Source organism: Rufibacter tibetensis, assembly GCF_001310085.1.
In the GTDB taxonomy this organism is placed as follows: domain Bacteria; phylum Bacteroidota; class Bacteroidia; order Cytophagales; family Hymenobacteraceae; genus Nibribacter; species Nibribacter tibetensis.
In genome coordinates this window covers 103,235-124,810 of sequence record NZ_CP012644.1, presented here as the reverse complement: position 1 = coordinate 124,810, position 21,576 = coordinate 103,235, and the positions used below count along the sequence as shown (strand labels likewise).

The 21,576-nt window shown below is 51.0% G+C and carries 19 protein-coding genes; 14 read left to right on the top strand and 5 right to left on the bottom strand.

The genetic code is table 11. From position 1 onward, the window contains the following. The first annotated feature begins 142 nt into the window (after nucleotides 1–142). Nucleotides 143–5,917 (top strand): malectin domain-containing carbohydrate-binding protein, encoded by a 5,775-nt coding sequence (locus DC20_RS21800; protein WP_157593456.1) that lies wholly within the window; start codon nucleotides 143–145, stop codon nucleotides 5,915–5,917. 93 nt (nucleotides 5,918–6,010) lie between these two features. After that, nucleotides 6,011–6,172, top strand: a complete 162-nt coding sequence (locus DC20_RS23005) for a hypothetical protein (protein ID WP_157593454.1) — start codon at nucleotides 6,011–6,013, stop codon at nucleotides 6,170–6,172. Nucleotides 6,173–6,201: 29 nt separating this feature from the next. On the opposite strand, the gene DC20_RS21795 is transcribed toward DC20_RS23005, so the two are convergent. Together DC20_RS21795 and DC20_RS21790 are read right to left on the bottom strand one after the other, a co-directional pair. Further along, a complete protein-coding gene (locus DC20_RS21795; RefSeq protein WP_062546153.1) occupies nucleotides 6,202–6,399 on the bottom strand; it encodes a hypothetical protein in 198 nt (65 codons plus the stop codon). 516 nt (nucleotides 6,400–6,915) lie between these two features. Further along, on the bottom strand, nucleotides 6,916–7,314 hold the full coding sequence (locus tag DC20_RS21790) for a hypothetical protein (protein ID WP_062546152.1): 399 nt from the start codon (nucleotides 7,312–7,314) through the stop codon (nucleotides 6,916–6,918). A 369-nt stretch (nucleotides 7,315–7,683) separates the two neighbouring features. Here DC20_RS21790 and thrA point away from each other — a divergent pair, with 369 nt between their 5' ends. Then, complete coding sequence (thrA, locus tag DC20_RS21785; protein WP_062546151.1) at nucleotides 7,684–10,134, top strand: bifunctional aspartate kinase/homoserine dehydrogenase I; 2,451 nt, start codon at nucleotides 7,684–7,686, stop codon at nucleotides 10,132–10,134. Nucleotides 10,135–10,197: 63 nt separating this feature from the next. Here thrA and DC20_RS23000 read toward each other — a convergent pair whose 3' ends face one another. After that, nucleotides 10,198–10,374: a hypothetical protein gene (locus DC20_RS23000; protein ID WP_157593452.1), complete on the bottom strand. Its 177-nt coding sequence runs from the start codon at nucleotides 10,372–10,374 to the stop codon at nucleotides 10,198–10,200. Between the two features lie 44 nt (nucleotides 10,375–10,418). On the opposite strand from DC20_RS23000, the gene DC20_RS23140 reads away from it, so the two are divergent. Then, nucleotides 10,419–10,601 (top strand): hypothetical protein, encoded by a 183-nt coding sequence (locus DC20_RS23140; RefSeq protein ID WP_169788226.1) that lies wholly within the window; start codon nucleotides 10,419–10,421, stop codon nucleotides 10,599–10,601. Here the strand turns inward: DC20_RS23140 and DC20_RS21780 are convergent. Beyond that, nucleotides 10,586–10,927: a hypothetical protein gene (locus DC20_RS21780; protein WP_062546150.1), complete on the bottom strand. Its 342-nt coding sequence runs from the start codon at nucleotides 10,925–10,927 to the stop codon at nucleotides 10,586–10,588. The two genes, DC20_RS23140 and DC20_RS21780, sit on opposite strands and share 16 nt — an antisense overlap. Before the next feature lie 204 nt (nucleotides 10,928–11,131). Here DC20_RS21780 and DC20_RS21775 point away from each other — a divergent pair, with 204 nt between their 5' ends. Further along, nucleotides 11,132–11,794, top strand: a complete 663-nt coding sequence (locus DC20_RS21775) for a recombinase family protein (RefSeq protein WP_062546149.1) — start codon at nucleotides 11,132–11,134, stop codon at nucleotides 11,792–11,794. Nucleotides 11,795–12,653: 859 nt separating this feature from the next. Beyond that, the gene (locus DC20_RS21770) at nucleotides 12,654–14,159 is read left to right on the top strand and encodes an IS1182 family transposase (RefSeq protein ID WP_062542962.1); all 1,506 of its coding nucleotides are present in this window, start codon (nucleotides 12,654–12,656) and stop codon (nucleotides 14,157–14,159) included. A 205-nt stretch (nucleotides 14,160–14,364) separates the two neighbouring features. Here DC20_RS21770 and DC20_RS23500 read toward each other — a convergent pair whose 3' ends face one another. Then, entirely contained in the window at nucleotides 14,365–14,598 is a 234-nt protein-coding gene (locus tag DC20_RS23500) for a hypothetical protein (RefSeq protein ID WP_245652383.1), read from the bottom strand. 268 nt (nucleotides 14,599–14,866) lie between these two features. Between DC20_RS23500 and DC20_RS21760 the strand changes: the two genes are divergently transcribed. From DC20_RS21760 to DC20_RS21725, 8 genes are all read left to right on the top strand, one after another. Beyond that, complete coding sequence (locus DC20_RS21760) at nucleotides 14,867–16,321, top strand: tyrosine-type recombinase/integrase (protein ID WP_245652382.1); 1,455 nt, start codon at nucleotides 14,867–14,869, stop codon at nucleotides 16,319–16,321. A gap of 150 nt (nucleotides 16,322–16,471) precedes the next feature. Next, complete coding sequence (locus DC20_RS21755) at nucleotides 16,472–16,945, top strand: hypothetical protein (protein WP_062546148.1); 474 nt, start codon at nucleotides 16,472–16,474, stop codon at nucleotides 16,943–16,945. Between the two features lie 98 nt (nucleotides 16,946–17,043). After that, nucleotides 17,044–17,346, top strand: coding sequence for a hypothetical protein (locus DC20_RS21750; RefSeq protein ID WP_062546147.1), 303 nt, complete (start codon nucleotides 17,044–17,046; stop codon nucleotides 17,344–17,346). Nucleotides 17,347–17,538: 192 nt separating this feature from the next. Further along, on the top strand, nucleotides 17,539–18,009 hold the full coding sequence (locus DC20_RS21745) for a DUF6756 family protein (RefSeq protein ID WP_062546146.1): 471 nt from the start codon (nucleotides 17,539–17,541) through the stop codon (nucleotides 18,007–18,009). Nucleotides 18,010–18,077: 68 nt separating this feature from the next. Continuing rightward, nucleotides 18,078–18,626 (top strand): hypothetical protein, encoded by a 549-nt coding sequence (locus tag DC20_RS21740; protein ID WP_062546145.1) that lies wholly within the window; start codon nucleotides 18,078–18,080, stop codon nucleotides 18,624–18,626. Between the two features lie 63 nt (nucleotides 18,627–18,689). Continuing rightward, nucleotides 18,690–19,220, top strand: coding sequence for a hypothetical protein (locus tag DC20_RS21735; RefSeq protein WP_062546144.1), 531 nt, complete (start codon nucleotides 18,690–18,692; stop codon nucleotides 19,218–19,220). Nucleotides 19,221–19,294: 74 nt separating this feature from the next. Next, nucleotides 19,295–20,014: a hypothetical protein gene (locus DC20_RS21730; RefSeq protein ID WP_062546143.1), complete on the top strand. Its 720-nt coding sequence runs from the start codon at nucleotides 19,295–19,297 to the stop codon at nucleotides 20,012–20,014. A 199-nt stretch (nucleotides 20,015–20,213) separates the two neighbouring features. Then, nucleotides 20,214–21,470, top strand: a complete 1,257-nt coding sequence (locus DC20_RS21725; RefSeq protein ID WP_062546142.1) for a thioredoxin family protein — start codon at nucleotides 20,214–20,216, stop codon at nucleotides 21,468–21,470. Nucleotides 21,471–21,576: the final 106 nt, after the last annotated feature.

Here is a 21,576-nt window from a genome sequence, read left to right as displayed (position 1 = left end):
CATTTGCCGTGCCGTGAACTTGTAGTTCCCCCCTTCCGAATTGGTTGCACTTACAAGGAAGGGTGAATAGAAGCCTGCTGTAAGGCAGAAAATACACATTTAGTATACAAGTAAATGAATTAACATATTAACTTATTAATTTATGGAAATACCTTTTACTAACACTCGTGTAGGTAGAATAACCTGCCTCCTGTTTTTGAATATTTGCATGCTGCTTTTGTCCGTCGTCAATATGAATGCATGGGCCCAGGATGACAAGGACAAACTCAAAAGGGCTAAGAAATTGAAAGCCAAGCTTCCCCCGGAAGACTTGGTGGGGGTTATGTTGGAAAATGCGCAGTTCAACTTCTCGGCGAGCGGGTTAAGGAATGTGTCTATAGACAACCCTACCTCTCTGCAGTTCGGTCCTGACGGAAAACTGTATGTCTCCCAGCAGTATGGGCTCATTCACATCCTGACCATTACGCGGAATGGGCGCAATGACTACTCCGTAACGGCTCAGGAGACCATCGACCTTATCAACCAGATTCCCAACCATGACGATAACGGGGCCTTGGCCCCGGGTTGGCTCACCACCCGGCAGGTGACAAGCCTTCTGGTCACCGGAACCGGGGGAAACCCCGTCCTGTACGTTACCTCCAGCGATAGCCGGATCGGGGGGCCGGGCGGGGATATGAACCTGGACACCAACTCAGGGGTTATCTCCCGGCTCACTAAATCAGGGGGGGGCTGGACCAAGGTGGATCTGGTGCGGGGCCTGCCCCGCTCGGAGGAAAACCACTCCACCAACGGGATGCAGTTGAACGAGGTGGGAAACGTCCTCTACCTGGCGCTTGGGGGCCATACCAACGCGGGTTCTGCCTCCGTGAACTTCGCTTATCTGACCGAATTCGCTTTAAGTGCGGCCATCCTTTCCGTAGACCTGGATGCCATCGATTCGATGGCCACGAAGGGAAGTGGGAACAACGCCTATAAATATGATCTGCCTACCCTGGATGACCCCACCCGGGAAAACGTGAACGGGTCTGACCCGGGGGACCCCTTCGGGGGCAATGACGGTCTTAACCAGGCCAAATTGGTGCCCGGAGGGCCTGTTCAGATCTACTCCCCGGGCTTTAGAAACGCTTTTGATTTGTTGATCACCAAAACCCCGGGGAAAGCCGGCCGGATGTACACCATTGACAACGGTGCAAACCAGGGATGGGGTGGGTACCCCGATAAGGAAGGGCCAAACGGGGCAGTGACTAACAATTACCTCCCCAACGAGCCGGGTTCGACCGGTCCTGGGGAGAATGACCCGATGGTCAATAACAAGGACAACCTGCACTACATCGGGGATATTGCCACCTACCTGCCAGGCAGCCATTACGGAGGGCACCCCAACCCCTTGCGGGCAAACCCGGGAGGGGCCGGAATGTACACGCATAACGGTTCATCCGGTGTGTGGCGCACCAGTACCTCCGACGCCAACCCCCTGCCTGTGGACTGGCCCCCGGTGCCCCTGACGCAAGCAAACCCTGTGGAAGGAGATTTCCAGCAGCCCGGTGTGTCAGACCACACCTTGCTTAACTTTGAAACATCTACAAACGGGATTGCAGAGTATACCGCCTCTAATTTCGATGGAGGCTTAAGAGGGTCACTGCTCGCGGCTAGTTTCTCAGGGGACATCTTCCGGATTACGCCCACCGAGGACGGGACAAATGTCACCAATACCAAGTCAACGTCTGACAAAACGAACACCGACTTACCCTTCGCCTCTGGCTTTGGTTCCCAACCACTTGATATCACCACCCAGGGGGACAAAGACATCTTCCCGGGTACTGTTTGGGCAACCACGTACGGGACAGATGCCATCACCGTCTTTGAACCGCAGGATGTGCTGGTGTGCACCGGGAGCTATAACACCTCTGATGATGACTCTGATGGCTATACGAACCAGGACGAGATTGATAACGCCACCAACCCCTGCTCCGCGTCCAGCATGCCGACAGACCAGGATGGCGACAAATTGTCTAACCTGAACGACCCGGACGAGGACAATGACGGCATAGGCGATGACATAGACTTCTTTCCTTTGGACGCTACCAACGGGATCTATACTACTTTACCCATCAATTATGAATTGCTCAACAATGATCCGGGAACTGGTTTTTTTGGGGTAGGTTTCACCGGGTTGATGACCAACGGCCAGGTCACCAATGATTACTATAACCTGTACTTTGACGAGAACCTGATAGCGGGCGGCGCAGTGGGCGCATTCTCCGTGGTGGCGGTATCTCCGGGGGACGCCCTTGGGGCCCTTAATAACCAGGAGAACGCCTTTCAATTTGGTTTCAAGGCAACCTCCTCGGCTTATACCCTGCACAGTAGGATCCTAGGGCCTTTCTTCAATGGGGAAACCCCAGCAGGAGCCCAGTCCCAGGGGATTTTCCTTGGGAACGGGGACCAGGACAACTACCTGAAGATCGCCTTGAACGCGAACGGCGGTCAGGGGGGGATCGAAGTGGTCCATGAAAACGGGGGGATTGCCACCAGTTACCAGTATTCCCTGCCGGGTGGGGTGCCGGGGTCCACCCTTGATTTATACTTTGCTGTCAATCCGGTAACCGGGGTAGTCCAACCCAAGTACGCGAAAGATGGCGGTGCCATCACGGCCTTGGGTTCACCCATTCAATTAAGCGGTACTCTCTTGAACACGGTGAAGGGATCCACGCCAGTAGCGGCCGGGATCATCTGTACCTCCCGGGAGGGCAAGCCCTTTACCGCAACCTGGGATTTTTTCAAAATAACCAATGACCCTCTAACTGCAACGGGTACCTGGCAAACCATCACCCCTACTGCGGGTGCCCCTACCGGCCGGGAAGAAAATGGGTTCGTGCAGGCTGGGGATAAATTCTACCTCCTTGGAGGGAGAGGTATCATGCCAGTGCAGGAGTACGATCCCGTAAATAAAACCTGGACAGACAAAGCTCCCGTTCCTATGGAGCTGCACCATTTCCAGGCCGTAGCTTTGAATGGACTTATCTACGTAGTGGGGGCTATGACCGGCGGATACCCGCGCGAGACACCCGTGGCTAACATCCACATCTATAACCCGGCAACAAACTCCTGGACTATAGGAGCAGCTATTCCCACGAACAGAAGGCGCGGTTCTGCGGGCATAGTAGTTCATAATAACAAGATCTATGTGGTAAGCGGGATTACAGACGGGCATTGGACGGGGCATGTTACCTGGTTTGATGAGTATGACCCAGCCACCAATACCTGGAGGTCGCTCCCTGATGCCCCTCGGGCCAGAGACCATTTTCATGCTTCCATCATCAATGGAAAGCTGTATGTGGCCGGGGGGCGAAGAAGCTCAGGGATCACGGATCAGGTATTTACCTTGACTGTTCCCGAGGTGGATGTGTTTGAGTTTGCCACCGGCCGGTGGTCCACCCTGCCCTCCGGAAGTAACCTTCCCATCCCTAGGGCCGGTGCCGCCACCGTGGCATTGGGAAACGAGCTTATCGTGATCGGGGGGGAAAGTGGCCAATCAGATGCGCATAGGGAAGTCCATGCGCTTGATGTAAACAATAACACCTGGGCCCGGGTGGCAGATTTGATCGGGGAGCGGCATGGCACCCAGGTGATTGAAAGCAATAATGGGCTCTATATCACGGCGGGTGCCGGAGACCAGGGGGGATTCCCTTTGCTCAGTTCCACTGAGGGATTCAGAATGACTCCTACCAGTGTCCCTTCAAACCAAAATGAGGCGGTGCACCGGATAAACGCTGGTGGGGGAGCTTTGACTACCTCCCTGGGGCAATTCTCGGCTGACCAGTACTTCTCGGGTGGGGGCACCTACACGACGAGCGACCCCATCTCGGGGACTGACGACGACGCGCTCTACCAGAGCGAGCGCAACGAGTGGGGACCGCTCTCGTACTCCCTCCCCATGCCTAGCGGGCAGTACCGGGTGGTGCTGCATTTCGCTGAGGTCTATTTCCAGAATGCCGGGCAGCGGGTGTTTGACGTGACCCTGGAAGGCACCAGGGTGCTGGACAACTATGATATCGCCAAGAAGGTGGGACCGCGCGCGGCCACGACCGAGACTTTCACCGTGGAAGTGACGGACGGCACGCTCAGCCTTTACCTGAGCGCGCTAGCCGCTGAGGGCGGGGTGGACAACCCCAAGATTTCGGGCATCGAGGTTTACAAGGTGCCTACCGTTAACACTCCCCCAGTGGCAAATGCCGGCTCTGACAAAACCATTGTTTCGCCTACCAACAGTGCTACCCTTGATGGCGCGGGTACTGACTCTGATGGGTCCGTTGTAAGCTATACCTGGAGCCAGGAAAGCGGACCCAACCAAGCTGTCTTTAGCAGCAAAACAGAGGCTAAACCTCAAATAAGTAATCTTGTGGTTGGGGAATATGTCTTTGGTTTAGTTGTAAAAGACAATGGGGAATTCATCAGCGTCTCCGATCAGGTTAAAGTCACCGTATTGGAAAACTCAAGCGATGCTTATGTGCTGGACTTTACCTTAGTCAACGCAGACACGGGCGAGGACCTCCATAAAATCACGAACGGTAGCTCTTTCAACCTGGCAACGCTACCGTCCCGGAACCTGAACATACGTGCGAATACCGTTCCGGCAACCGTAGGCAGCATCGTGTTCAACCTGAGTGGCCAGGAAACCCGGAACACGGTAGAAACATCCGCGCCTTATGCCTTGTTCTGGGACACGGACGGAAAGTACTCGGCCTGGACGCCTTCCTCGGGGAACTATACTTTGTCTGCCACCCCGTATTCCAACGGCGATGGCACCGGAATAGCTGGCACTGGCCTGACGGTGGGTTTCACGGTCACCAACCAGGCTCCTATGGCGGACGCCGGCCCTGACCAGACCGTCACCCTTCCGGAGAGCAGCCTGAAGCTAAAAGGCTCTGGCACCAGTACCCTGGGACCGATCACCGCCTACGAGTGGGCGCAGGTGAGCGGACCCGGCACGGCCACCTTCAGCAGCAAGGCGGTGGCGGATCCCACGGTGAGCGGGCTGGTGGCCGGCAGCTACGTCTTCAGCCTGAGGGTGACCTCGGAGGGATTGGTGAGCAAGGCCGACCAGGTGACGGTCAAGGTGAATGAGCTGGCGCTGTACCGCGTGAACTCGGGTCACGGATCCATATCCACCTCACTGGGCCCTTTCTCGGCCGACCAGTACTACACCGGGGGAGGAACCTACACCACGGGCGACGCGATCTCAGGCACCACGGACGACTTCCTCTACCAGACCGAGCGCTACGGCAACGACCGCACCCTCACCTACTCCTTCCCGGTCCAAAGCGGGCAGTACAGGGTGGTGCTCCACTTCGCCGAGGTGTGGTACCTGGAACCCGGCAAGCGGGTGTTTGACGTAAGCCTGGAAGGCGCGAGGGTGCTCGACAACTATGACATCACCAGCAAAGTGGGTCCGCGGACGGCAACCACCGAGACCTTCAACGTGTCTGTGACGGACGGTTCATTGACTCTCTATATGAGTTCCCTGCAGTCCGAAGGCGGGGTGGACAATCCCTCCATCGTGGGCATCGAGGTGTTCGAAGTAATGGGTGGTACGTCCGTTTCCCTGGCCATGGAACCATCCTCGCCGCCGGGGCACAACATGGAAGGAAACAACGCTGCGGCTTACCCTAACCCCTTTGACCATTTAGTTCACCTGAAACTTTCCTCAGATAAGCCCCAGCAGTATAAGGTTAGAGTGATTGACCTGATGGGCGGGCACCTGTTTTCGGAAGACTTCGCCTCCGCGTCCCCTGGTGCGGAGATATATACGCTGGATTTTATTAAAAACAACATCCCCAGGAGAGGGTTGTATTTCTTGGTAGTGGAGACAGCGGACAAATCCTTCAGGAAGGTTATCAGGGTTGTCAGAAACTAGCTGCATTCGCTGAGCATCATAGGTAATGCCGGCCCATGCCTGTTTTAGCCCTGATTCGGGTTAAGACAGGCATGGGTTGGTTTATGCGAAGCCATGGATTACAAGAAACTGAAAGGGGATTCCCGTTCTGCAAAACAGATTGCCCAGCATTACTGTTACGGTCAACTGGCCCTTGCCGAGAAAACGCGTTTCATCAATAGTGTGTCATTCCCGGTTAGGAAAAGGCACTACAATCTGGGGATTACGTCCCATTGATCACTAGGCTGATAGCACATATCCCGCATTTAGCTGCCCTCATATCTTTTGCCTTTGGGTTTCCCCTTCCGTTCCTTATATCTTCTTTCCCTTTGCTCCTTTCGATATGACTTCCTTTCGAGGCTAGCTTCAATCCGTTGGGTCATGTACTCCTGCTGGGCAGCCAGGAAGTGGTAGGTTTCAGCAATCATTTTGTTGGGTAGGGGCGTTTTTTCTGGTGTTTCCATGGGAAAGATGCTTACTGTAATGATAGGCAAAGTCTTATCCTGCACGGGGCATGGGGAGCAATGAGGGCGGCAGCTAAAGTCGAGTACCCTAAATGCGCCGGGGCAAGTCGTATCGGCCCTGTTAAGAACAGGTACTTTGGCAGAGGTGCTTGGGATATACCGGTGGAGCCATCACCTCCCCCGGTATATCCCAAGCACCAAGGGTAAGCATTACCTTACCCTTAAATTAAACGCGCCCCATTCAAAAAGCAAGGTTTTGAATGGGGCGCGTCAGGAAAAACCTGTATGGAATTTCCCCTTGGGCGATGGCTCTTGGGATTGGCTAAGGGAAGACTTTGCTGACGGGTACTGGGCCTTTTCACTGTGCCCTGTTCCCTCCTGCTGCGTTTTCGCGGTGGCAAACGGGAAGGCCCCGCCTCCATCTGTGCTGTAAGAGTCCTTGGCTTAAACAACCAACATAGTGCAGGAAAACTTTATCTGCACGGTTAAAAACACCATTCAGTGAGTCCCCGGTAACTAAGTAGTGGTCGGGGCAACCTGCCGCACCTTCACCACCATCCGGACGTTATAGGACACGGGCCTTCCCTGGTATACCTTGGAGTGCCGGTGGATCCCGCCCGAGTGGCAGTACTGGTTCAGCGAGTATCCATCGAAGCACCCCATCAGCTCGACCTGCACATCGGCCACCAGGTACCTCCTGGGCCCAAGCTGCAGGAAGCCGCCCTTCTGTATCGTGCCGCCCAGCCTTGAGTTGATGACGTCGAAGTCGCTGGAGTCGAATATGAGCTGGTCCTCCCCCTCGCTTATGTCAAGGTCATAGACCGTGAACCTGGGGTAGGTGGGTATTCTCCTGAAGTCAACCTCCGGTATCCGCTTTAGGTGGATTTTGGTACAGGGGCCATTTCTTCGCTGCATTGAATTTCTTCATAACAGTAAAACCTTCCCAGGCAAACATAAGGAACGGCATTGAATACTAGAAGCTATCCTACATACTGCCCCATACTCTATTGTTAACTCGACTTAAGGAACAGGCAAATTAATCAAGGATTGTTATTTGCTATCTTCAGCAATAAGTTTTAGTATCGCAACCAGAAAGTCATTTACCATGCGCCATACACCCTTTACAACCATTAGCATTATTATTACCGGTACGTCTGCGACTACTGGTACAACAGGCTATTGCACACGGGGAAAGGCAAAAAGCAGGAATACTTAAAAGTGTTTTAACATAACAGCAAAAGCCTCCCCGTCCAACGTGGGAGGCTTTTTTTTAGACCTTATCATATGAAAATCCTGAAATTCGGAGGCACCTCCGTCGGCTCACCACACGCCATCGGCATGTTGTTGCAAATTGTGAAAGACCACAAGCAACGGGGCGAGGCCATTGCTTTGATCTGCTCTGCCATGAGTGGCGTAACCGATACGCTTCTCCACAGCATGACTACGGCAGCAGCAGGCGGAGAGGTACAGCCGACTCTGAAGGAAATAGAGCAGCGCCACTACGAGGTGGTGCGGGGTTTTCTGGAGGTAAAGCACCAGAACCAGGCGCTGCTGGGGCTAAAGCTATTCTTTAATGAGCTGGAGGAACTTTTCTCAGGTATAAGGACGCTGGGGGAGGTTTCGCCCCGAACAAAAGACCGCGTGGTGGCCTACGGCGAGCTTTGCTCAAACCTGATGCTGGCACATGTGGTGGGGCAGCATTGCGGACCGGCTGTTTTTGGCGATGCCCGACAGTTTATCAAAACCGACAGCACCTACGGCAAAGCCGCCGTAAACGGCCCCCTGACCGGCGACCTGACCCGCGGTTTCTTTGAGCAGAACCAGGGAGCCATACCTGTAATCACTGGCTTTGTTGCCTCGAACGAGCAAGGCGAAACCACCACCCTTGGCCGCGGCGGCTCCGACTATACCGCTGCTATAGTGGGTGCGGCAGTAGGAGCCTCCGAAATTCAGATCTGGACCGATGTGGACGGCTTTATGACCTCCGACCCGCGCATGGTGAAAAAGGCGTTTCCGCTGAAGCAGCTGTCCTACAACGAGGCAATTGAGCTTTCCTATTTCGGTGCGAAGGTGATACACCCGCCGACTATGCTGCCCGCCATTGCCAACAATATCCGGATCATCATAAAAAATACCTTTAACCCTACTTTTGAGGGCACTGTAATTGGTCCTAGAGCTACGGCGAACAGCACCCTGATCAAGGGTATTTCCTATATCCGCGATATTAGCCTGGTAAACGTGCAGGGCAGCGGAATGGTGGGACATAAAGGGTTTAGCGGCCGGTTGTTTAATACACTGGCAAACTGTGGCGTTAACGTCACGCTTATCACCCAGGCCAGTTCGGAACATAGCATCACGTTTGCCATCAGCCCGCAGGATGTGCCGGCCGCCAGCCATGCCATTCAGGAAGAGTTTGCCTACGAGCTGTTGTCCGGGAAGCTGGAGCAACCCGATATAGAGCAGGAATTAAGTATTGTGGCGGTGGTAGGCGAGAACATGCGCAACGCCAAAGGCCTGTCGGGCAAAGTGTTTAGCGCCCTCGGCCGCAGTGGCGTCAACATCAATGCCATCGCACAGGGCTCTTCCGAGCTTAACATTTCCATGGTGCTGGAGAAGCAGGACCTGCAGAAAGCGGTCAACGCCATACACGACGCCTTGTTCCTGTCGCCGGTGAAAACCCTGAACGTATTTTGCTGCGGCACCGGCACAATCGGCCATACTCTGCTCCGGCAGCTGCAGGAGCACCACGCGTACCTGGAAACCCAGCGCCATGTGAAGGTGAACCTGGCCGGCATCTGCAACAGCCGCAAAATGCTGATCCGGAGCGAGGGCATAGGCCTGGGTAACTGGCAGCAGGAACTGCAGGAAAGCGAGGACGCAGGCAACCTGGATGCGTTTGTGGAACAGGCGATCTCGCTGAACCTGCCCAACTCGGTTTTTATAGACAACACCGGCAGCGCTGTGGTGCCACAGGTATACAATACCCTTTTTCAAAGCAGCATTTCGGTGGTAACCTGCAACAAAATAGGAAACAGCGGGCCTTTTGAGGACTACAGCCGCAGCAAGCGCCTGGCCCGTAAAAACGGCGTGGACTACTGGTACGAAACCAACGTAGGGGCCGGCCTGCCCATCATCACCACCCTCCACGACCTGCTCATCAGCGGCGACGAGGTGCTGAAGATAGAGGCGATACTTTCCGGCACCATCTCTTTTATATTCAATGAGTTCAAAGGCGACAGGACCTTTGCCAGTGTGGTGCGGGAGGCGCAGGAGAAAGGCTTTACCGAGCCGGACCCGCGCGACGACCTCAGCGGCCTAGACTTTGCCCGCAAGCTACTGATACTGGCACGCGAAACCGGCTTACCGACCGAGCTGGAGGAGGTGCAAATACAGCCGATTCTACCTCAGAGCTGTTTGCAGGCACCTACGGTGGAGGCGTTTTACGAGGAGCTGGAGAAGTCGGAGGAGTACTTCGTGGCATTAAAAGAGAAAGCAGCAGCCGAAAACAAGGTACTGCGCTATGTGGGTAAGCTGGAAGATGGGCAGGTAAAGGTAGAACTGATGACCGTTGATGCGAACCATGCCTTCTATGGCTTGTCCGGGAGCGACAATATCATCTCGTTTACCACCAACCGCTATCGTTTTAACCCCATGGTGATAAAAGGTCCGGGTGCAGGCGCAGAAGTAACCGCTGGCGGTGTGTTGGCCGATCTGGTACGTGTAGCAGCTCAATAAAATTTCAGGTATGGGAAGTATAAAAGTGTTTGCGCCGGCTAAGGTGGTTAATGTTAGCTGCGGCTACTGTGCCCCAATGAGAGCCAAACCGATAAACATGGCCCGCAACTGTGTAACTTCCGTAATCACCTCCGCATACTGATCCTCTATTCCACCGGTGTCCACCGTATAGGGCACATACTGCTCCGGCCACCGCTCTACCCCCACGCATTTGCCCGCCATTTTTACCTGTGGGTCCATGGCCGATTTACCCTGCGTGGGAGTTGTTGATCCCTAGGCCCAGCATGGCGGCAAGCCGTAGCAATGACGCCTCTTGCGGGGTGGAGAAGCTGAAGGTGGCGGGAGAGAAAAGATCCACCTGGTGGTTTGCCTGGATATACCTCCGGAAGCTTGCCATGAACTCCGGGGTGCCCAGTTCATCGGCTACGATGGAAAGAGCACGGATGGTGCGTTACAGGTTGTTATAGATCAACCCTGCCATAAATTTATGGAATGTGCCTATGTACTGAAGGGGTGACTTCTGGTGCAGTTTCCGTTTGTCTATGAGAAGGGAATGGAAGGTGAAATCCAGATCCTGCAACCCCTCGGATATTTTCCTGACGATGCCTTGGTCGGGATCAGGCATTTCTCCATTGGGCAGCCACAGGTACAGCAACTGGGTGATCCTTGCCTCCGCTTCTCTCCCTGTTCCTTCTTCGACCAGAACCACTGTGATGGAGAAGTGTGTCTTACCCGGTTCTACGATCCCGAACCCGGAAGATCCTACTTCGCTGACAAAGCCGATTTTCGCCATCGCTTTATGTTTTAAAGAATTTACGGAAGCCCTGCTGCCTTACTTAGCTTGACCGATATGCTAATATCGTTGTCATGCGCAAATCATTTGCTAATTATTTTAGTTGATGTGTCCTTGTCAAGGTTTTTAAACGTGCGTTTATAAAGTTTGACAAGGCTGATCTTCTTTGTACTTTTACAGGAAAATCGCTGAGAGGGAGAGAAAATGAGGAAGTATGTCGCCTATTACCGGGTATCAACCAAGATGCAGGGGCAATCGGGATTAGGATTGGAGGCGCAACGATCGGCCGTGCGTCAGTTCGTGAAACACCACGACCTGATCCTGGAGGAGTATACCGAGGTGGAGAGCGGGAAAAAAAACAATCGGGCGGAACTGATTTCCGCCATTGACCGGGCGAAGCGCCTGCAGGCCACACTGATTATTGCCAAGTTGGACCGGCTCAGCCGCAACGCAGCCTTCATCTTCACCCTTAGGGATAGCGGGGTGGACTTCGTGTGCGCGGACATGCCCGAAGCGAACACACTTACCATCGGGATCTTCGCCGTGCTCGCCCAGCACGAACGGGAGCTCATCTCCTCCCGGACGAAGGCAGCGCTCAGTGCAAAGAAGGAACAAGGGTTCACCTTGGGCACTCCCGCTAATCTGACAGAAGAGGCTCGGGCTAAAGGATTGGAAGTGCGTAGGGATAATGCGAGCCAAAATAGACGCAATCGGCAGGCATTGACGTTAATCAAGATTTTTCGTGAGAAGGGCTATACGTACCAGAGAATTGCGGAGGAGCTGAACGAAGAAGGGTATGTCACTCGGAATGGTAAGCCATTTATGAAAGGTACAGTGCATTATCTGCTGAAAGGCTCTTTAAGGTAAATTGAATTTATTGAATATGCACAAGTTTGGTTTAAAACATCTAATGTGTATCGTCAAGCCTGGAATTTAAGTGTTATGTATGTTTAAGCTTGCAAATTAGTGATTTTAAGCCTGCCAGATTAATAGTTGTTTTAATAAATAAGTAGTTTATTAATAAAAAGTTATAAATTTGTTAAATTAAAATGTATAATTGTGTAAAAATGTATATGTTAACAAGTTAACTTTTAAATTAATTTAATACGGTTGGGAATTTTGTGTTTTAATTGAGAACTTATTTATTAGGAAAATAGGATAAAACATTGGTGTCATGTCCAAAAACTTAGCTGTCGGTTTTTATGGAAATAAGTACCATTCAAGGACTTGATGGCGAGAGCTAAGATTTTGTAAATAGTAGTTAAGGTTCGTTTCCCCTATTACCCAACCTGTTTATCGCTTTTAAAGATTGACTGCTTAAGAAAAAATAGGCAGGTACTTTGTGGATTGTAACTACACTCCTTGTAAAATGGTTTGTTAACATGAGCTGAGCCTATTTTATGAATCCTTCAAGTTTTCATAAACAAAAGTCCAGTGTTCCAGACGACACAACGCCATTTATCGCAGCAGCACAAGGTCCTCCCCTATATACATCGGTTTCAAGCTTACACTGGAATAAATTTCATCTTACCCAAGTAGGTAAACAAAAATGAAATTAGAATAAATGAAAGGCAACATTAAACAATGTAGAGCACGATTCGGGTGTGTATTACATTATTAGCCTAATTTCTATTTATACGATCGTGGCTGTTGCACAACTCATCATTAGGCGGAGATTAACGCGGACTGCACTTCCAATTACCTGGAGGATTTTGTATCTTAAGGTATGCAAGGGAGAAAAGACTATACCGAAAAACTCTTCACCAGTTTCCAGTTGTCGAGCCGCATCCCCAGGGAGAACTTCTACCGGCGTCTGAAGGAAACGCTTGACCTGGGGTTCCTTTACCGGGACACCAAAACCCTTTACGGCAGAACCGGCAACCCCTCCATCGACCCAGTAGTCTTCTTCAAGCTCATGCTCACCGGCTACCTGGAGAACATCACCTCCGACCGGAAACTGGTCGAGCACTGCTCCATGCGGATGGACATCCTCTACTTCCTGGGCTACGACATCGACGAGGAGTTGCCCTGGCACTCCACGCTCTCCCGGACTCGCCAACTCTACCCCGAGGCCCTATTCGAGTCGTTGTTTGAAAAGGTCTTCTGCCTGTGCGCCGACAGGGGCATGGTGGCTGGCCATACCCAAGCCATAGACTCGGCCCCGATCAAGGCCAACGCCTCGATGGAGAGCCTGCTTGTCAAACAGCCGAAGGAGTCCGTGCGGATGCACCTAGCCGGGGTCAGAAGGGAAAACGGCGAAGAGGGCAAACAGCAGGGGGTCATCTCCGCCTCGGAGCATCAGCTCAAGAAGCTGGAGAAATATCAGCAGAAGCTAAAGGGGGCCGTCGGTTCGCCGGGTGCAAGCCACGGTAAGGCACGCCTGGTGAGCAATATGACACACTACAGTCCCACGGACCCGGACGCCCGCATCTCCGTCAAGCCCGGCAAGGCCCGGAAGCTCAACTACCACTGCAGCCTGGCCGTGGACACGGCGCAGGGCGTGATCAGCCATGTGCAGGCGGACTTCGCCGACGGCAGGGACAGCCAGCACCTGCCCGGCATCGTAGGGAAGCTGCAGCAGAGGCTGAAAGACCATCAACTTCCCATGCAGGACCTTGTGGCCGACGCGGGCTACTCCAACGGGGCCAACTACGCTTTGCTGGAGCAGCGGGGTATCACCGGCTGGATACCGGTGTTCGGCAAATACAAGCCCGAGATAGAAGGGTTCCCCTACGACGAGCAGGCGGATTGCTTCACCTGCCCGGCAGGAAAGGCCCTGCCCTTTAAGAGTTACGACACCACTGCGGACGGCGGCCTGGTGAAGGTCTACCTGGCCCGTTACCAGGACTGCAAAAATTGCCCCCTCAAGTCTTCCTGCGCCCCCAAGAGCCCCTGCCGCCAGATCCGCCGAACCGCTTACGACAAGGAGTACCGCAGGGCATTGCAGCGGCAGGAAAGTACCCGGGGCAGGCGCATGAAGGGACTCCGGCAAAGCACTGTGGAGCCGGTCTTCGGGACCTTGGTCCATCACTATGGGATGAGGAAGGTAGGCGTGCGGGGAAAAGCAGGGGCCCGCAAGGTGATGCTCATGGCTGCTGTCGCCTTCAACCTGAAGAAGTACCTGAAGTTCAACTCCGTCAAGGCAGAAGGCCAGGCAATGGCGCTGCAAAAGGAGCATTATCGGGCTTTCCTAAGCTATTCTTTCACCTCTGGGGCGCTCTTCCTGAACTGAGAGTCAACCCGGAAGCACGGATTCGGATTTTACCTTAGAAATGGACGATTGCACAGGGTTGTGCAACAGCCACGATCGTTTAAATGAAATCAGAAAAGAGCTAAAAGAAGGAAAGGGAAAGAATATCCCTGGTATCTGATACCCGCCAAGCCTATGCCGTTTTCCCTAGGGAGGGCCAGGAAAGGTGCGTAGGCCAACTGCTCCCCTACCTTTCCATGTACTGTTGCCAGTTAACGATCAGCACCTTTTCCTCCTCCAGCAGCAGGTAGCCGTAGTCGTAGCAGAAGTGGTAGGTATTCCCCTTTTGGGTACGGTAAAGATGGGTAAAGTAGCGGAGGTCGAAGCCTGCCTGCAGAAGCACCTCTCGCCGGAGGGTGGTCTTTCCCTCTGGGCTCAACCGTTCCAGTATCAGCCGGTTCCGCCGGAGCGCGTTGTTCACCTCCCGCATCAGGCGCTCTGCCCTATCCTCGAGTTTCCTCCTGTTCCCGGACCTTGCCCGGCACTGGTCAGAGCAGAACCGCTTGTCCGCCCTGCCCGCGATGGGCTCCCCGCAGTGGCCGCATTGTTTGCCGATTTCCCCCATAGCTGTGGATTATCCGAATATATCCGCTTATATCCGAATGATCCAGATACATACGGACATATACGGATAGTTTACGGCTAAGTAAAAGCGAGACGCTATCTTGGCGCCTTAGAGTCAAAGAACTATGTACCAGTCAACTGCCTCCGCCCCTGTCCTGTACCTCAACCCCCTGGAGCACGGGGGCAAGGAGTTCATCCGCATCTGGCACAAGCCCGACCCGCGCCTCACTAGGAGGCTTAAGGAGAGCGGAGCGGCCAAATACAGCAAGACCTACAAGTGCTTCGTGGCGCACAGGACCCCGCAAGCCATCGAGCGGCTGCACCAGGCCTTCCAGGGGATCGCCCTGGTGGACACCCGCTACCTGAACCGGCCCAGACGGCTCAGGCCGGATCTGGGGGCCATGGTGAGAGGCGAAAACCGGCAATCTGAGCCGTTGGGGAAGCTGCCGGACCTACCAGTGGCACGCCTCCAGCCTTTGCTATACCAGGGCAGTGAGGTGCTGCAGGTAAGTTTTGCCTATGACGCCAGTGTATACAGGAAACTAAAGGAAGCTGGTCCCTGCAAGTGGCTGGCAGAGGAGAGGTGCTTTTCCCTGGGGACCGGCTCGGGGGAGATGCACCGGCTCCTGGACTGCTTGGAGGGAGTTGCGCAGGTATGGCTGGCCGGCACGGTGAAGGTGCGGGATATGGCCGTGCTGCGCAGGCTCTGGGAGCAGACCTATGGCAAGGAAGCAGGCTACATCCCCTGCCCGCTGCCTTACCTGGAGAAGCTGCAGCTGCTCAACTACTCTATGAGCACCATCCGTACCTACCACTCCCTGCTGGTGCGCTTCCTGAACGCCCACCGGGAGCAGGGACTAGAGGCAATCAACGAATTTGCGGCAGAGGAGGTAAACCGCTACCATAGGCAGATGGTGCAGAGCCAGGCGTACTCCTTCTCCCTCGTCAACCAGAGCATTAACGCGGTGAAGTTCTACTTCGTGCGGGTGCTGGGTCGCCACGGGCTGGACCTGACGCAGGTGGAGCGGCCCCAGAAGGCCGACCGGCTGCCCACGGTGCTGAGCAAGGCGGAGGTGGCCAGGATACTCTCAGCCACCGGTAACCTGAAGCACCGCTGCCTGCTGCAGCTGCTCTACGCCGGGGGACTGCGTATCGGCGAGGTCATCAACCTGAAGATCACGGACGTGCAGTCTGATAGGAACCTGCTACTGATAAGGGGCGGCAAGGGGAAGAAGGACCGCACCACGCTGCTCTCCAAAAGGCTGCTGGAGAGCCTGAGGGCCTACTACCGGGAGTACCGGCCAAAGGTGTGGCTCTTCGAGGGGCAGCAGGGCGGGCAGTACACGGCAGAGAGCATCCGCAGCGTGTTCAACGCCTGCCTGCAGAGGTCCGGGGTGGAGAGGAAGGTGACGCCCCACTCTCTGAGGCACTCCTTCGCCACGCATCTCTTAGAGCAGGGAACCAACCTGCGCTACATCCAGACCCTGCTGGGACACCGGTCCAGCAAGACCACCGAGATCTACACCCACATCACCAGCCAGGGGCTGGAGGGCATCGTGAGCCCACTTGACAATCTTTGAAAAACAACTATATTGTGGGCATGGAATCAGGGAATACGAAGTACGGGCATCTGGTGCAAAACGGCTGTAGAAACTGTCATCCGGACTCCAACCAAAGTGCCAATAACCGTAGGTGTTCCGTTTATCCAATAGTTGGCAAAAATTTATAATATGGAAGAAACCCGAGTTACATACCTAGATTGGGAGTTCTATTCTGACAAAGAATTGACCGAGCAGACTTATCTGGAAATGGAAAAATCGGGTGCTGAAAACTGTGGTTGCCAGTTTTGCAGAAACTTTATTGAGCAACGAGAAGCGGCCTTCCCAGATGAAATAAAAGGATTATTAGGCAAACTCGGGGTTGACTACAAGAAAGAAGTTGACGTTAGCGAATTCGCAAAACTTGAAAGCGGACTCCATTACTACAACGGCTGGTTTCATTTCAAAGGCGACTTTAAAGGAATGGATTGCTCCATACCCTTACCAAAAGGAGGATATTCAACTGATTTAAGAAAAATCACGGAATATTTTCATATTGGTTTTTGCTATGGCGACGCATTGACGCCATTCAAAGACAAAGAAGGGCTAGTCCAAATTGAGTTTGATTGCTATCTGCCGTGGGTTTTGGAAAAAGAACCAGAATAAAAAAACTTTTGCCAACATTGTATAAACGTCACCCTTCGGCCGACGGCCTCGTGCGTTGTTTATACGAGGCCGTTGTGAGTAATTGTCATCATGAAAAAATGAAAATTCTACCAAAGAATTTTAATCCTTTAGCTTTCATTACGATTAGTCTTATAATTGCCCTTCTGATGTTTGCCTCCTTCATTGCAGCTTTTGCCGAAGATGAAGGTACTTCTGGCGGCGGATTATTATCTACAATATTAGCGGCGACATTTCAAATTTTACGATTTCCTTTTCATACTTTGTTCTGGGGAGTTATAACTGAATACATGGCTCTTTATTTTCCAGCACTTCTTTTAAATATTATTTTTTATTCTTTCGCAATAGAGAGATTAATAGCTTTCATCTCTAAAGGAAGGTAATTGTATAAGGAGTAAAGATTACCTGATAAAGAAATAACTGTTTTTGACCTAAGTTTCAGAAAACAGCTTTAAAACAGAAAATAAAATAGAATTAAAAAAACAACTTCCCACAACAAGGCGCATAAGCCATGCTACGGCCGACGGCCTTGCACGCCTCATGCACTAGCCGTTAGGCTTTATAGAAATCATGAAATGTTCTGGGAAGAAAGAATTGACATACTAAAGAAGAAATATTCATCCTCTGATTTCAGAGTGCCTTTCTCTGACTGGTCTGAAATCCTCAAGAACATTGAAAACAGATTTGTGATAAAGGAAAACGACAGTTACTCCTTTAGTAATTGGGCTGATAGAGTAAAAAATAAGGAGTTAGTTGTAGAAGCATTTCTTAACGGATTGCAGGAGTTTATAGAAAGGCTGAATGAAAGCCAGAATTACTGGGTTGTTCTTCCATTGGGGCAGGAGTCAACTTCAAAGCATATGGTTTATGACTGTAAGCCTTCCGTTATTTTAGAGATAGCTGACCTGTCAAGGACAGACTTCTTTATAGTGGGGAAGAAGTACAGTTGGTTTACCTACTTTAACTGTGACAGGGAAGCAGATATGCTTCATATTTATAAATCGGGTAGCAAAGAAACACCTTTTGAAGAAGTAAAAACCACATAGCCTAACCCAAGCTAAATCACACCAAGGCGTGCTTTAGCCCAACCGTTAGTGTGCATTTTGAATAAAAAATGAAAAAAGAATACATCAAACAGATACTTCCTCTTATCCTTCTTTTTGGCGGACTAATTTATGCTTTAATAGCATATTTAACAGCAAATGTTGGGTTAACTTGGAGACATTACCTTGGAATCCTATTTGTGTTAGCGACAGGTGCACTTTACTTATTACAACCTAAATATTTTAAAAAAGCATTAGGCGCAACACTTTTACTTGGCACCTTTAATGTACTTGCGTTTACCCCGACTATTACAACAGTAAACCTTAGTATAGCATCGTTAGGAGTCACCTTTCAGCCATTCTCCTTTATTGGACTTTTGACCTTTATGGCTTTTAACAGGAAAAGGATTGTCGAAATTCTTGGCATTCAGTCTCCAGGTGAACCGCCTGCGGGTTATTACTACCTCGACGAGGAGAAATTTGAGAAATTGAAAGAGAGCTACCGATGGAAGTCATATGAAGAACTCAACACGATAATTAGTAGTGGCAAGTTCACAATTGAGGCAGTAGAAGCCGCCAAAAAAGTATTAGAAGAAAAAACGCACCCTAACATTGCATAAACGCCAGCATCGGCCGACGGCCTCCGCCATCGTTTACACTTGCCGTTAGCGGTAACTTAAAAAATGAAGAAGCTTTTCTCAAAATATCACAGCCACTACACTTTCGACCTTGACAAGCCGAAAAGCCTTGTAGTTGGCTACATTTTACAGCAGAAAGAGAAAAAGAGAAGCTTCCTCGACAAACTCACAAGCGTTCCCATCGACTTCAGCGAAGTGAGTTTTACTGGCAAAGACAGAATAGAAATAAAAGTCCGACAAACGACTTTAAAACCATTCAAAGCAAACGGAATAATAAGAATTGAGTTAAGCACCGGACTGGACAGAATAGGGACAAGATTGCAAGCTGAAATCATACCCTATTATAAAAGCAACATTTACGGGACTTTCTTCATTATCTTATTTTTGGCTCTTTTTGCCTTTTTTGGACTTCTAATCAGCACCAATAGATTAGCGATTATGATTCCTTTTTCCTTTTCGTTTATTTTTTTGCTAATAATTCATCTAAAGGTGGTGAATAGTAGAAGCCAGCTCAAAGAGAATTTAGAAGATTTGGTGCATGAATTAAAAAGAAAAGCAACCGCTAACATTGTGTAAAAATTATGCTACGGCCGACGGCCTAGCACACTTTTACACGAGACCGTTGGATGCAAACTAAATCTACACTCTACATGAATTATCTCTGTTTAAATTGCGGATATATTAATAATAACACAGAAACAGTTGTTTGTGAAATTTGCAACATTGAAAATGATTTAGAACAATATCAAAAATTTTCAGAATATGCAAAACAAGCAGTACAATATGGATATTCATACAGGACTGCATATGAACATCAACTTGCTACGCAGGGTGATGTAAAAGTAAGATATTCTATATTTAATCCAGATGATTATTATGAATTGCTCGCTATAGCAGCACTTAGTGGAATAGCAGGAAACTTAGCATATGATTTAGTAAAGCATGTTGCTAAACAAATCTATACTAAACTTATAAAAAAGGAAAAGGATGTAGAGTTAACATATGCAGAGCAAGATTTATTAAGATTAATTGACGATAATGCTTTTATGAATAAGTTCATAGTTTATATTCAGGATTATTATCAAGGAATGCCCAACATTGATAAAAGGATTAGCAAAGCAATTTTCGATGAAGAAATAAATCCTATAATAGCTAGGTTAATAACTAATGAGACAAAAATGAACAAATTGAAAGATGATGTTGAAAATGGCAAAGATTTCAAGATAGCTTACTTTCAATTACTAATGTCAGAAGCTCAGAACGAATTTAAAAAAAGGCCTGGTAAACCAAAGTTAAAAGAACTTGATAGCACTCTTAAAAAGCTAAAAAAGGAAATTAAGCAACCAAAAAATAAAAGAAAAAGAAAATAGTCTGCACCCAACAAGGTATAAACGTCACCCTTCGGCCGACGACTGAGGCGTCGTTTATACAAGGGCGTTAGCCAAAATAATTAATTATAAGCTTTATTGCCTCTGGATTTTTTTATGTTTAAATTCCTTCTAATTATAAAGTCCTGTATACCCTTTTGCCTTGCCTTCTCATTCTGAGTCCACCTTTTATTGTTCCCCAATGAAGAATCTCCTTTTTGTTGCTCTGGCACTGGCATTCCGGGTAGCCAATGCACAGCAGGTACCTGGTGTCAAATTCGAGCAGGGATTGTCCTGGAGCCAGATACAGGAGAAAGCCAGGAAGGAAAACAAGTACATCTTCCTGGATGCCTATACCACCTGGTGCAAGCCCTGCGTGTTGATGGATAAGAATATCTTCCCCCAGCAGAAGGTAGGGGAATTCTTCAACGCCTATTTCATCAGCGTGAAAGTGCAGATGGACAACAGCAAAAAAGACACGGGGGAAACCATAAAGTGGAGACCTGATGCCGAAAGGATCAAAAAGGGCTACAATGTTGAGAGTTTCCCCACCTTCCTGTTCTTCGACCCTAAAGGGGAGATCGTACACCGTATTGAGGGCGCCTCCAACACAGGGGAAGAGTTCATCGCCAAGGCAGAGGGGGCCTTGAGCCCCCACCAGAAGCTGAAGAGGAAGTACGAGGCTGGGGAGAAGGACCCCGAGACCCTGGCCCAATTGGCGAGATCCGCCTTCCTGATGAGGGACAGGAAGTTATTGCCCACGGTCGCGAATGAGTACCTGGCCACTCAGCAGGACCTGCTGACGGAGGAGAACCTGAGGTACATCGGGGTCGCTACCCAGAAAACCACTGACCCGGGGTTCCCAGTGCTGCGGCACCAGGGGGACAGGGCGGACCTGGTGCTGGGGAAAGGGAAAAGCAAGGGACTGGTGAACACCATCGTCTTTGATGAGATCGTGTTTCCCCAGCTTGTCACCAATGGCGTGAAAAAAAGCTTCGGCCAGATGAGCATCTACTCGGGGGAGGCAAAGGAGTCACCCGATTGGCCGGAGATCGAGAAAAACCTGAACGGCCGTTTCCCAGAGCTGTCGGGGGAAGTCCTCTTATCCTCCAGGGTTTGGTACCTGAGGCGGGTTGGGAAATGGAGCGAGTATATTTCCCTGATTGAGGCCAACAAGGGCAAGATCGGCAAAGAACACATGAACCAATATGCCAATGACCTGATGATAGGCAGCGATGACCCTGAGATCCTGGCAAAGGCGTTGAAGTGGACGGAATGGTTACTGGAGGGCGCAGGCAGGAAGAACACGGATTTTCTGGTTACCCATTCCCAGTTGCTGTATAAAGCCGGAAAGAGGGAAGAGGCCATAAAAGCCATGACGGAGGTAGTTCAGATCCTGGATGAAAAAGATGGCGCCCTGAAGCTTCTTGCCCAAATGAAGAACGGGGAGAAGATCTAATAAGCCGCAGGGGGTAATTCCATGTCAGTGGCCTTCCCTCAGAGCTTGGCCTTAAATAAACGTAAGACGCAGTCATTCATCCTGGTCCATGAGTAACCCTTATCAA